This is a genomic window from Streptomyces sp. NBC_00435 (genome assembly GCF_036014235.1).
Taxonomy (GTDB): Bacteria; Actinomycetota; Actinomycetes; order Streptomycetales; family Streptomycetaceae; genus Streptomyces.
The window spans coordinates 4911271-4923066 of sequence record NZ_CP107924.1 but is presented as its reverse complement, the minus strand read 5'-3'; the positions used below and the strand labels follow the sequence as shown (position 1 = coordinate 4923066).

The window sequence follows — 11796 nt, the reverse complement described above, 5'->3', positions numbered from 1 at the left end:
CTGCCTGACCGCCTGCCTGGCAGGCAGCTGGCCGATTGCCAGGCCGGTCGCACGCACGGTCGGCTGCGACTTCCGGGGCCGGACTACTGGGGCTGGACTACTGGGGCCGGATTCCCGGGTAGCAGCCGTCCCAGACCCGGTGCTCGGCCGGAAATCCCATGGCGGCCAGGGTGTTGATCAGCATTCCGTACGCCAGGAACGTGGTCGTCTCCTTCACGTCCGCACCGAGCGGCACGTGGACGGTGTCCCACAGCTGCATCCAGGCGGCCCGCACCATCTCGCCGAACTCCGGCTCCCCGGCGGCTTCGGCCGCGGCGACGGTGACGTACGTCTGGAGCTGCATCTGCAGCTTGTCGGGCTGCTCGGCGATCAACCGCATGTACGCCGCGCCCATGACCTGGACCGCCTCCTCGCCCTGATACCCCTTGCCCGCCTCCTCGAAGACGACCCGGATGTCCTCCATGCAGCGGGCGGCCGCGGCGAGGAAGATGGCCTGCTTGTTCGGGAAGAGCCGGAACAGGTACGGCTGGGAGACCCCGACCCGCTTGGCGATCGCCTCGGTGGAGGTTCCGTAGTACCCGCCCCGAGCGAACTCGCTCATCGCCGCCCGGATGACGCTCTCGCGCCGCTCTTCCGCACTCATCCTTGCCATGCTTCGAAGTTAGTGCTCAATCACTAACTTGGCAAGCCCTCGTGTGACCCATTCACGAACAAGGCCCTGACCTGCGATTTCTCGCCGGTCAGGGCCCTTCCGGTACCGAATGAAACAAATGCGGTGTGACGGTTGCGGCTGCTGGGGTCGCGGTGACCGCCGCGGCGACTGCGGCTGTGGTGGTGGCTGTGGCCGAGCTGTGGCGGCCGCGGCCGCGGTGGCGGCGCTCCTACGCGAGGACGACCACCGCGCGCGACATCCCCAGCACCTTCTGTCCGGCGCTCATCGCCGTCAGATCGACCCGCACCTTGTTGTCGTCCAGCTTCGCCGCGACCTTGGCCGTGACCTCGATCAGCGCGCCGCGGTCATCGTTCGGAACGACGACCGGCTTCGTGAACCGCACCCCGTACTCGACGACCGCACCCGGGTCGCCCGCCCAGTCGGTCACCACGCGGATCGCCTCCGCCATGGTGAACATGCCGTGCGCGATCACGTCCGGCAGCCCGACCTCGGTGGCGAACTTCTCGTTCCAGTGGATCGGGTTGAAGTCGCCCGACGCACCGGCGTAGCGCACCAGGGTCGCCCGCGTGACGGGGAAGGACGCGGCCGGCAGCTCGGTACCGACCTCGACCGCGTCGTACTGGATCTGGGCAGCCATCTCAGGCCTCCTCGGGAGCGGAACCGGCGGCGGGAGCGGCGGGCGCCTCGGCGGGCCCGGGCCCGGGCTCGGGCGCGCGGGAGACGAGCTTCGTCCACGCCGTCACCACGTGCTCGCCGCTCTCGTCGTGGACCTCACCGCGGATGTCGATGACGTCGTTGCCGGCGAGCGACTTCACGGACTCGATGGTCGAGGTCACCGTCAGCCGGTCACCGGCCCGCACGGGCCGCGTGTAGGCGAACTTCTGGTCGCCGTGCACGACGCGGCTGTAGTCCAGCCCCAACTGCGGGTCGTCGACGACCTGGCTCGCCGCCGCGAAAGTGATGGCAAACACAAAGGTCGGCGGGGCGATCACGTCCTGGTGACCGAACGCCTTGGCGGCATCGGGATCCGTGTAGACGGGATTCGCGTCACCCACGGCGACCGCGAATTCGCGGATCTTCTCCCGGCCGACCTCGTACGGATCGGTGGGCGGGTAGCTCCGCCCCACGAAGGACTGGTCGAGCGCCATGGCTCCCTACCTCCCTGTTGGAAACGACATGTCGAAACGGCCTGTCGAAACGACACAAGGCCGCCCCCCAATGACGGGGACGACCTCATGACGGTGCCTGTTTGTACGAGACTTCGCTAAGTGTTAGCGGGTCTCGCGGTGCGCGGTGTGCGAGTTGCAACGCGGGCAGTGCTTCTTCATCTCAAGACGGTCCGGGTTGTTACGCCGGTTCTTCTTGGTGATGTAGTTCCGCTCCTTGCACTCCACGCAGGCCAGCGTGATCTTCGGGCGGACGTCGGTGGCAGCCACGTGAGTGCTCCTTGACGGACATTAGGGACGGATGAACGCATAAAAGAGTAGCCGATCGGGAGACCGACCCCGCAATCGGCTACTGTGTGTAGCGGCGACCGGACTTGAACCGGTGACACAGCGATTATGAGCCGCTTGCTCTACCGACTGAGCTACGCCGCTTTGATGAGATCCGCTCCCCACCCGAGGGTGGGGAACCTCTCTCACCAGAGCCCCAATGCGGAATCGAACCGCAGACCTTCTCCTTACCATGGAGACGCTCTACCGACTGAGCTATTGGGGCGAGCGAGGAAGACATTACACGGTTGCCCGCCGATCGCCCAAATCCTTTGCGGGGGCTGGCCTCGGAGCCCTTCCGCCGCCTTTCTTGATCGCCCCCCGAAGTGCCTCCCGACGCCCCTTCGGGCACCTTTGACCCCGAAAAGTGTCCGGTGTCACACCCGGGATCCCCCCGCTACCTCCGGGGATCGCAGAGCGTCACATTCACGAGCCGCCCTGCGCCCCCCGGGGGCCGACCTCGAGTCGGCCCCCCCGGGGGGGGTACCCCGGGCATAGCCCCCGTACCGAGCTCGGCCAGCCACATCCAGCGCGAATCGCCCCGGGCGGCTCCGTCCAGCCCCGGACCACCTCGGGCCCGCTCCGGACGGCTCCGAGCCAGCCCCTGACCACCTCGGCCGTTCCGGGGCAACCCCCGGCAACCCCCCGGGCGGCTCCGGGCAGCTCCGGACCAGCCCCGGGCAGCTCCGGGCAGCTCCGGGCAGCTCCGGGCCACCTCGGCCCGCTCCCGCACGGCTCCGGACCAGCCCCGGACCACCTCGGCCCGTTCCGGGGCAACCCCCGGCAACCCCCGGGCGGCTCCGGATCCGACCTCGGGCCGGTCCCGGCTGACGCCGGCCACCTCGAGCCGCTCGCGGCTGGTGCTGTCCACCCCGATCGCCCTCCGCTAACCCCGGCCGCACCCGAGCCACCTCGGGGCTGCCTCCGTGGGCCAACCCCGGCCGCCCCACCTCGGGCCAGCCCGCACCTCCAGTGCCCATGGCCACCTCCGGGTCGCTCCGTGCTACCCCCGGCCGCCCGGGCCACCTCGGGCCAACACCCGGCCATCCCCGGGTCGCTCCGGACCTCCCTCGGGGCACCCTGGCCAACACCCCGCCACCCCCGGGTCGCTCCGCACCGCCCTCGGCAATCCCTGGCCAACACCGGGCCACCTCCGGGCCGACCTCGGGGTCACCGCCGGCCACCGCCGGGCCGCTCCGGGCCGGCCTCGGGGTCACCGCCGGCCACCGCCGGGCCGCTCCGGCCCGCCCTCGGCCACCCCCGGACCTCTCTCGGCCACCGCCGGGTCACTCCGGGCCGCCCTCGGCCACCTCGGGCCGACACCCGGCCACCCCGGGCCGCCCCGCGTCGTGGGTCCGTCGCGCGGCAGGGCTCCCGCTCGGGGGGGGCACCCGCGTCGTGGATCCGGCTCCCGGTCGGGAGCACCCCCGTCGTGGGTCCGGCTCCCGGCTGGGCCCCGGTCGGGGGCCAGACTCACCGGTACGACTATTGCGCTCTTCCGCGAAGCGGGCACCCCTGCCCCCTAGGCTCTGAGCACGCTGCGTGATCTTGGGCCGCGGGCCGCGGCCACGGCCCAGGAACCGCCCGAGCCACCGCAGGAGCGCGATGTCCGACAGCCAGCCGCAGCCGCCGTCCCACTCCGCGCGGAACCGCCCGAGCGGCAACGGGCACGGCCCCGAGGGCGCTCCGGGAACCCAGGGCCCGGTGCCCCCCGAATCCACCACCCTCCTCCTCACCGGCGCCCGCCTCACCGACGGCCGTACCGTCGACGTCCGCCTCGGCGGCGGCCGGATCCAGGCCGTCGGCACGGCCGGCAGCCTCCCCGCCGCCGCGGGCTCCCGGGTGGACCTCGGCGGCTGGCTCCTGCTCCCCGCCCCCGCCGAGCCCCACTCCCACGGGGACACCGCCCTGACCGCCGACAGCGAGGGGCCCGTCTCCTACACGCCCGACGAGGTGCAGCGCCGTGCCACCGAGGCCGCGCTGCTCCAGCTCGGGCACGGCGCCACGGCCGTCCGGTCCCACGTGCGCATCGGCGACGTGCACGGCCTCGGCCCGCTGGAGGCCGTACTCCAGGCCCGCCGATCCCTGCGCGGGCTCACCGATCTCACCGCCGTCGCCGTCCCCCGCCTGCTGACCGGGGTCGCGGGCGCGGACGGGCTCGCCATGCTGCGGGACGCCGTGAAGATGGGCGCCTCCGTCATCGGGGGCTGCCCGGACCTCGACCCCGACCCGACGGGCTTCCTCGAAGCCGTACTGGAACTCGCCGCCGAACACGGCTGCCCCGTCGACCTGCACACCGACGGCGACGACCCCACCCGCCTGTCCCGGCTGGCGACCATGGCCGCCGGGCTGCGCCCCGGGGTCTCCATCGGCCCCTGCGGCGGGCTGTCCCGGCTGCCGCTGGACGTGGCGACCCGGGCCGCCGACCGGCTGGCGTCCGCCGGGGTACGGGTGACCTGCCTGCCCCAGGGCGACTGCGCGGCCCTGGAACGCCGCGGCCTGCGCACCGCCCCCGTACGGCTGCTGCGCGCCGCCGGGGTCCGCGTCGCGGCCGGCAGCGGGGCCCTGCGCGACGCGGGCAATCCGGTCGGGCGTGGGGACCCGCTCGAAGCCGCGTACCTCCTGGCCTCCCAGGGCGGGCTCCGCGCCATCGAGGCCTACCACGCGGTCAGCGCGGCCGCCCGGGAGGCGATGGGTCTGCCCGAGGTGCGGGTGGAGGCCGGCTTCCCGGCGGAGCTGCTCGCCGTGCGCGGGGACCGGATCGCGAGCGTGCTGTCACTGGCGTACAGCCGGATCGTGATCCACCGCGGGCGGGTGGTAGCCCGGACGAGTGCCGTACGGGAGTACTGCGACTCCGCCGTCGCCGTGGCCCTGGACCTGCCCCGGCAGGGCCGTACGGAGCCAGGTCCCTGAGGGTTCACCGTGCGTTCGCGGGCGGCGGCGCCCGGCTCGTCGTACGGTCGGGACATGCGCATCGTCATCGCGGGTGGACACGGTCAGATCGCGCTGCGGCTGGAGCGCCTGCTCGCCGCGCGCGGGTACGAGGTCGCGGGCATCATCCGCGATCCGGCACAGGGCGACGACCTCAGGGAGGCGGGCGCCGAACCGGTGCTGTGCGACCTGGAATCGGCGTCGGTCGAGCATGTGGCGGGCATCCTGCAGGGCGCGGACGCGGCGGTGTTCGCGGCGGGCGCGGGTCCCGGCAGCGGTGTGGGGCGCAAGGACACGGTGGACCGGGGTGCGGCCGTACTGTTCGCGGACGCGGCCGAACGGGCCCGCGTACGCCGTTTCCTGATGGTCTCTTCGATGGGCGCGGACCCGCGCCGCGAGGGCGACGAGGTCTTCGACGCCTACCTCCGCGCCAAGGGCGAGGCCGACGAGCACGTCCGCACCCGCCTGGGCCTGGAGTGGACGGTCCTGCGCCCGGGTTCGCTGCTCGACGACGCCGGTACGGGCCTGGTCCGGCTGGAGGCGCGGACGGGTCGCGGGCCGGTCACCCGCGACGACGTGGCGGCGGTGCTCGCCGAGCTGATCGAGACGCCCGCGACCGCGGGCCTCACCCTGGAGCTGATCGCCGGCTCCACCCCGGTCCCCGTGGCGGTCAAGGACGTGGCGGGCAACTGACGCTGCGGCCGGGCCTCCGACGGCCCAAGCCCGGGCCTGGGCCTGGGCTTGGGTGGGCGGACCGGCATTCAGGGGGTCAGAACTCGGCGGTCACCTCGTCGTCGGACCGCCCGACCGAATCCTGCTGGAACCGCTTCTCGTACGCCTCGCGGATCGCCTCGATGCGGGTGCCGCGCTCGTCGGCCTCCTTCTGCGGGTACAGCAGCACCACCTCGTACGAGGTCTCGTGGATGACCTTTCCGTCCCGCTGCCACTGGCCGTACCCGTTCTGGACGGTGAGCCCCTCGGGGAAGGCCGGGGTGATCTCCCGGTCGAGGAAGCCCATGAACTCCCGCTCCCCCACCGGTGGCCGGCCGTCCGGCCGCTCGGTACCGAAGTAGAGCCGGGTCTCCTGGTAGGGATCCCCCACATGGCTGTGCAGCGCCGCTCCGACAAGGGCCGGGATCCCTGCCCCGAGCAGGGCGAGGAGGACCCCGCCTCCGACCTTCCCGCGCGTCTCAGAAGTAAATTTCACCCCCGATGAACGACCGGACGCGCTCATCGGCACGCCGGACCCGCCCGATGGGGTCACGCGGCGTCCGCACCACCGCCCGGCCCCTCATGCCGTCTCCAGCCTGCGGCGCCACCACGGATCCCCCGGCGGGGCGTACGGATCGTTGAGCGTGCGGGCGAGGAACCGCGCGTCGAGCGGCGCGAGCACGGCCCGCAGCTCCCGCGCGGCCCGGCGGGTGAGTACGTGACAGAAGGCCTCCAGGGTCTCCCGTTGATCACCACCCCAGGCCGGTTCGCAGCAGGGGTGGTCCCCGTACCAGTTCGGGTAGATCACCCACGGTCCGCGCTGGTGGACCACGGCCCGCCAGGCGGACAGCGCGCGATGGGCCGCCCCCGGCTCGTACCGGTGGCGTTCGACGCGGGCGATCTCGGAGAGGGTGCGTGAGGAGACACCCGGAACGACGGCTCGGTCGTCCTCCGGGGACGACCGGTGTGGCAGGTCCGACCTGACCTGCGAGGGCGCCTTACGCGCCATGGCCCTTTCGGCCGCTGATGCTGATCATGCGGACAGCATGCACCTCCGCCCGCGCCGGTGCCCACGGGTTTTCCGGAGTACGAGAAAACCCCCGCCCATTGCGTTTCCGCAATGAACGGGGGTCTCACTCGCGTGGCGGCGCCAGGGTTCGAACCTGGGTAGGCTGAGCCGGCAGATTTACAGTCTGCTCCCTTTGGCCACTCGGGCACACCGCCATGATCGCTGCCGTCTTTCCACCTTGCGGTGGCGCTCCGTGGCAACGACGTAAACGATACCTGATGACCGGGGGTGCTTCGCCACCGGATTGATCAGCACCGCACGTGGGTGCGGTGGCTAGGCTTTGCGGAGCGGTCCGGGGTTGTCCGGCCGTGCCCTACGGGGCCGTCACTACCGACTTCAAGGAGCCACAGCACATGGCCGACTCCAGTTTCGACATCGTCTCGAAGGTCGAGCGGCAGGAGGTCGACAACGCCCTCAACCAGTCCGCCAAGGAGCTCTCGCAGCGCTACGACTTCAAGGGCACCGGCGCCACGATCGCCTGGTCCGGCGAGAAGATCCTGATGGAGGCGAACTCCGAGGAGCGCGTCAAGGCCGTCCTGGACGTCTTCGAGACCAAGCTGGTCAAGCGCGGGATCTCCCTCAAGGCGCTCGACGCCGGTGAGCCGCAGCTGTCCGGCAAGGAGTACAAGATCTTCGCCACGATCGAGGAAGGCATCTCCCAGGAGAACGCCAAGAAGGTCGCGAAGATCATCCGTGACGAGGGCCCCAAGGGCGTCAAGGCCCAGGTCCAGGGCGAGGAGCTGCGCGTCAGCTCCAAGAGCCGCGACGACCTCCAGGAGATCCAGGCCCTCCTCAAGGGCAAGGAGCTGGACTTCGCGATCCAGTTCGTGAACTACCGCTGACCAGGAATCCCTGACCTGCGCGTGCGCGGGTGACGAGGGGGGCACATCGCCGGGGAGCACCTCGGCGGGTGCCCCCCGTCGCGTTCCCGGCCGGCGCGTTCCCCGCCGGCGCGTTCCGGTCTGGCGCGTTCCCGACGTCACGCGTTCGACGTCGCGCCGATCAGCCGCCCGTGGGCCGGCGGGCGCCGCCCCAGTGCGCGGCGCCGCGCCTGGCGGTGGCGATCCCGCCCGCCGTCACCGCGATCCCACCGAACTGCAGGGTGGCTCCCCGCTCCAGCGCGGCGATCGCGCCGGGCAGTTGGGCCCGCGTGATCCCGTACTGGATGGCCGCGCCCCAACGGTCCGGGTCGGCGTAGAAATTGGTCAGTTCGACCGTGGAACCGTCCGGCTCGACCAGCGTGTAGAGGTAGCCGGTGCCGACGTGGACGCCGTTGGCGTACCGCTCGGTGATCTGCTGGAGCACCGTCATCGAGTCCGACCGGAAGCCGCCGACCGGACCGGTCGCATCGGCGACGACCAGGCCCTCCTCGAACAGGTGGATGCGCTTCGCCGCCTGGACAGGCCGGCCATCCGCCAGGCACCCAGCCGCTGGGGCAGGAAGGTCTCGCGATGGCGGCCCAGCCCCTGGGCGGTGGCGAGGGCCGCGACCGCGGCGGGTATCCGCTCCTGGGCGGAGGGGGCGGCGGTTGTCGCCACGGTGCCTCTTTCATCCCGCCCGGGGTGTCCTCCGCGGGCGAACGGCGCTACGAGCAGGCGGAGCCCACTGGGCGCCCGCCGGACCCGGCGCCCCGGGTGGCACGTGCCCGGCGTGAGCGGCGTACGCGCCCACGGCGCCCCTCGTGTGCACTTGGGCAACAGGGAGTGCGCCCACCACGCTGAGGTGTGTCCGTCACCGCCTCGACAGGGGGTTCCCGTATGCCTGGGGCCGGCACGTTTCGCGAAGACCTCGGTGCGTCCGTGGTGGTCGCCCTGGTCGCGCTACCGCTCTGCGTCGGAGTGGCCGTCGCCTCCGGCGTTCCGGCCGAGCTGGGGATCATCACCGGGGTCGTGGGCGGGCTGGTCACCGGCTGGTTCCGGGGCAGTTCGCTCCAGGTCAGCGGCCCGGCCGCCGGGCTCACCGTGCTCATCTACGAGGCCGTTCGGACGTACGGGCTGCCCGCGCTCGGCGTACTCGTCCTCGCCGCGGGCCTGGTGCAACTGGGCATGGGCGTGCTGCGGCTCGGACGGTGGTTCCGGGCGATCTCCGTGGCCGTCGTGCACGGGATGCTGGCCGGCATCGGACTCGTCCTGATGGCCGGTCAGCTGTACGCCCTGGCCGGCGTGGAGGCTCCCGCGCGGACCCTGGCGAAGCTGGCCGGAGCGGTGGAGCTCGCGGCGCGCGCCGACTGGACAGCCGTGGCCCTGGGAGCCGGGACCGTCGCCGTCCTGGTGGCCTGGCGGCGGCTGCCGGAGCGGCTGCGGCTGGTGCCGGGAGCGCTCGTCGGGGTGGCCGCCGCGACCGCCGCGGCCCTGGTGCTGCGGCTGCCCGTGGACCGGGTCCGGGTCACGGGCGTCCTTGCGGCCGTGACCGCGCCCGGCTGGGGGGACTTCGGGGTGCTGGCCTCCGCGGGGGCCGCCGGCACGGTGATCGCGCTCGCCCTGATCGCCTCCGCCGAGACGCTGTTCAGCGCGGCCGCCGTGGACCGCATGCACGACGGGGCCCGGACCGACTACGACCGCGAACTGGTCGCCCAGGGCGTCGGGAACACCCTCTGCGGCCTGCTCGGAGCCCTGCCGATGACCGCCGTCATCGTCCGCAGCGCCGCCAACGTCGAGGCGGGCGCCCGCACTCGGGCCTCCCGGATCCTGCACGGCGGCTGGCTGCTGCTGTTCGCCGTGGCCGTACCCGGGCTGCTGGAAGCCGTCCCGCTCGCCGCCCTGGCCGGGGTACTGCTGCACGCGGGCTGGAAGCTGCTGCCGGTCCGGGCGGTGGCCACCCTGTGGCGCACCCACCGGGGCGAGGCCGTCGTCCTGGTGGCGACGGCTTCGGCGATCGTGGCCACGAACCTCTTCGAGGGCGTGCTCGCGGGTCTGGGGCTCGCCATCGCCAAGGCGGCCTGGGAGACCTCCCACGTGCACATCGAGCAGGTGTGGGAGGGCGAGGAGCTGTGCGTCCGGATACTGGGCAACGCCAGCTTCCTGCGGCTGCCCAAACTGCTCGACGAGCTGGACGCGCTGCCGCACGGCAGCGCCGTACGACTCGACCTGAGCGGGCTGCGCCACCTCGACCACGCCTGCCTGACCGCGCTCGACGGCTGGGAGCGGGCCCGCACGCCGCTTCCCGGTCGGGAGGGCGTCATCTAGGCCGTCTACCCTCCGACGGTGGACAACGAGATGAAGCGCACTCTGGGAGTCTTCGACGCGGTCGTCGTCGGGCTCGGGGCGATGGTCGGGGCCGGTATCTTCGCCGCGCTGGCCCCCGCGGCGCGCGCTGCCGGCGGAGCGCTCCTCGCGGCCCTCGCGCTCGCTGCCCTGGTGGCCTACTGCAACGCGCACTCATCGGCGCGGCTGGCCGCCCGCTACCCGTCCTCGGGCGGCACCTATGTGTACGGGCGCGAGCGGCTCGGGCCCTTCTGGGGACATCTCGCCGGGTGGGGCTTCGTCGTCGGCAAGACCGCGTCCTGCGCGGCCATGGCCCTCACCGTGGGGGCCTACGCGTGGCCCGGGCAGCAGCGCGCGGTGGCCGTGGCGGCGGTGGTGGCGCTGACCGCCGCGAGCTACGGCGGGATGCAGAAGTCCGCCCGGATCGCCCGGGTCGTCGTGGCGGCCGTACTGGCCGTGCTGGCCGGCGTCGTGGTGGTGTGCCTGTCCTCCGGTGCGGCCGCCGCCGGCCGTCCCGGCGGCCCGGACTGGGGCGCCGCCGGGCTGCTCCAGGGTGCCGGGCTGCTGTTCTTCGCGTTCGCGGGCTACGCCCGGATCACCACCCTGGGCGAGGAGGTGCGCGATCCGGAGCGCACGATCCCGCGGGCGGTGCCCCTGGCCCTGGGGATCGCCCTGCTCGTGTACGCCGCGGTCGCGGTGGCGGCGCTGTCGGTGCTCGGTGCCGACGGTCTGGGGCGGTCGGCGGCTCCGCTGGCCGACGCCGTGCGCGCGGCCGGTGTGCCCGGGCTGACTCCCGTCGTCCGGGTGGGCGCCGCCCTGGCGGCGCTGGGCTCGCTGCTGGCCCTCGTGCTCGGGGTGTCGCGGACCACCCTGGCGATGGCGCGGGACGGGCATCTCCCGCGCGCGCTGGCCGCCGTACATCCCCGGCATCAGGTGCCGCACCACGCCGAGCTGGCGGTGGGTGCGGTGGTGGCGGTGCTCGCGGCGACCACCGACCTGCGGGGCGCGATCGGTTTCTCGTCCTTCGGCGTGCTGGCCTACTACGCGATCGCGAACGCCTCCGCGTGGACTCTCGATTCAGGTGTCAAGGATCGGGCCGTGGCAGCGTTGGGGCTGTCCGGCTGTGTGGTGCTGGCCTGCGCGCTGCCCGCCGCGTCGACGCTCACGGGGGCCGGGGTGCTGGCACTTGGCGCGGTGGCCTACGCCGTGCGCCGACGGCTCACGCCCGCGATCCGAAGCCGGCCCAGGGCGTCAGCTCCAGGTCCCACTCCTCCCCCGCCCCCGAGGCGTCGCTGAACCAGGCGGTGCCTTCCAGCCAGCCGCGCAGCCAGTCGGCGAGTGCCGGCGATTCGAGGAACCAGGCGAGGCCCGGATCGCCCGTGTTCGGATCGAACAGCAGGACTTGGGCGGCTTCGGAGCGACAGTCCACGCAGACCCGCATGGCGCAGCCGAAGTCGGCTATGGGCAGTACGCCCTCGGGCCAGCGCCAGGCCGAGGTGCGCATCGCGGTGTATTCGCTGACGGCCGGCCCCAGCGCCAGCAGACCGCGCTCGGGACCGAGGCCGCCGTCCGCGACGCGGGTGTACAGGGCGCCGAGGAGCGGCGGCAGGGCGAAAGCCCAGTGCGGCTTCGGCCCGGCGCAGCTCCGCATGCTCCAGGGGAGCCGGAAGGGCCGTGGTCGAGGTCCCGGCGGCCGTGCACCGCTCCTGGTGGAAG

The 11796-nt window shown here is 73.0% G+C and carries 13 protein-coding genes and 3 tRNA genes; 5 read left to right on the top strand and 11 right to left on the bottom strand.

Annotation, left to right across the window (positions count from 1 at the left end):
- Nucleotides 1–97 precede the first annotated feature (97 nt).
- The 6 genes from OG389_RS22685 to OG389_RS22660 all read right to left on the bottom strand — a co-directional run bounded on the left by OG389_RS22685 (nt 98) and on the right by OG389_RS22660 (nt 2392).
- Nucleotides 98–652, bottom strand: a complete 555-nt coding sequence (locus tag OG389_RS22685) for a TetR/AcrR family transcriptional regulator (protein WP_328300298.1) — start codon at nt 650–652, stop codon at nt 98–100.
- Nucleotides 653–881: 229 nt separating this feature from the next.
- On the bottom strand, nt 882–1310 hold the full coding sequence (locus OG389_RS22680; RefSeq protein ID WP_328300297.1) for a MaoC family dehydratase: 429 nt from the start codon (nt 1308–1310) through the stop codon (nt 882–884).
- A 1-nt stretch (nt 1311) separates the two neighbouring features.
- The gene (locus OG389_RS22675) at nt 1312–1821 is read right to left on the bottom strand and encodes a MaoC family dehydratase N-terminal domain-containing protein (RefSeq protein WP_328300296.1); all 510 of its coding nucleotides are present in this window, start codon (nt 1819–1821) and stop codon (nt 1312–1314) included.
- Nucleotides 1822–1944: 123 nt separating this feature from the next.
- Nucleotides 1945–2109: a 50S ribosomal protein L33 gene (rpmG, locus tag OG389_RS22670; RefSeq protein ID WP_003956487.1), complete on the bottom strand. Its 165-nt coding sequence runs from the start codon at nt 2107–2109 to the stop codon at nt 1945–1947.
- Between the two features lie 89 nt (nt 2110–2198).
- A tRNA-Met gene (locus tag OG389_RS22665) sits at nt 2199–2271 on the bottom strand.
- A gap of 48 nt (nt 2272–2319) precedes the next feature.
- Nucleotides 2320–2392: transfer RNA gene (locus tag OG389_RS22660), tRNA-Thr, on the bottom strand.
- A 1379-nt stretch (nt 2393–3771) separates the two neighbouring features.
- Between OG389_RS22660 and OG389_RS22655 the strand changes: the two genes are divergently transcribed.
- Nucleotides 3772–5079 carry an amidohydrolase family protein gene (locus tag OG389_RS22655; protein WP_328300295.1) on the top strand — a complete coding sequence of 436 codons (1308 nt, stop codon included), beginning with the start codon at nt 3772–3774 and terminating at the stop codon, nt 5077–5079.
- A 54-nt stretch (nt 5080–5133) separates the two neighbouring features.
- A complete protein-coding gene (locus OG389_RS22650) occupies nt 5134–5790 on the top strand; it encodes an SDR family oxidoreductase (RefSeq protein ID WP_328300294.1) in 657 nt (218 codons plus the stop codon).
- A 76-nt stretch (nt 5791–5866) separates the two neighbouring features.
- Here OG389_RS22650 and OG389_RS22645 read toward each other — a convergent pair whose 3' ends face one another.
- The 3 genes from OG389_RS22645 to OG389_RS22635 all read right to left on the bottom strand — a co-directional run bounded on the left by OG389_RS22645 (nt 5867) and on the right by OG389_RS22635 (nt 7032).
- Nucleotides 5867–6304 carry a DUF3574 domain-containing protein gene (locus OG389_RS22645; protein ID WP_328300293.1) on the bottom strand — a complete coding sequence of 146 codons (438 nt, stop codon included), beginning with the start codon at nt 6302–6304 and terminating at the stop codon, nt 5867–5869.
- 84 nt (nt 6305–6388) lie between these two features.
- Complete coding sequence (locus OG389_RS22640) at nt 6389–6817, bottom strand: hypothetical protein (protein WP_328300292.1); 429 nt, start codon at nt 6815–6817, stop codon at nt 6389–6391.
- Between the two features lie 133 nt (nt 6818–6950).
- Nucleotides 6951–7032: transfer RNA gene (locus OG389_RS22635), tRNA-Tyr, on the bottom strand.
- Between the two features lie 198 nt (nt 7033–7230).
- On the opposite strand from OG389_RS22635, the gene OG389_RS22630 reads away from it, so the two are divergent.
- Nucleotides 7231–7719, top strand: a complete 489-nt coding sequence (locus tag OG389_RS22630) for a YajQ family cyclic di-GMP-binding protein (protein ID WP_328300291.1) — start codon at nt 7231–7233, stop codon at nt 7717–7719.
- Between the two features lie 160 nt (nt 7720–7879).
- Here OG389_RS22630 and OG389_RS22625 read toward each other — a convergent pair whose 3' ends face one another.
- Nucleotides 7880–8254: a DUF6585 family protein gene (locus tag OG389_RS22625; RefSeq protein WP_328303997.1), complete on the bottom strand. Its 375-nt coding sequence runs from the start codon at nt 8252–8254 to the stop codon at nt 7880–7882.
- A 380-nt stretch (nt 8255–8634) separates the two neighbouring features.
- Between OG389_RS22625 and OG389_RS22620 the strand changes: the two genes are divergently transcribed.
- Both OG389_RS22620 and OG389_RS22615 read left to right on the top strand, forming a co-directional pair.
- Complete coding sequence (locus tag OG389_RS22620; protein ID WP_328300290.1) at nt 8635–10062, top strand: SulP family inorganic anion transporter; 1428 nt, start codon at nt 8635–8637, stop codon at nt 10060–10062.
- A 30-nt stretch (nt 10063–10092) separates the two neighbouring features.
- Nucleotides 10093–11376: an APC family permease gene (locus OG389_RS22615; protein ID WP_328303995.1), complete on the top strand. Its 1284-nt coding sequence runs from the start codon at nt 10093–10095 to the stop codon at nt 11374–11376.
- Here the strand turns inward: OG389_RS22615 and OG389_RS22610 are convergent.
- Entirely contained in the window at nt 11300–11731 is a 432-nt protein-coding gene (locus OG389_RS22610; protein ID WP_328300289.1) for a hypothetical protein, read from the bottom strand. The genes OG389_RS22615 and OG389_RS22610 overlap by 77 nt on opposite strands.
- Between the last annotated feature and the right edge of the window lie 65 nt (nt 11732–11796).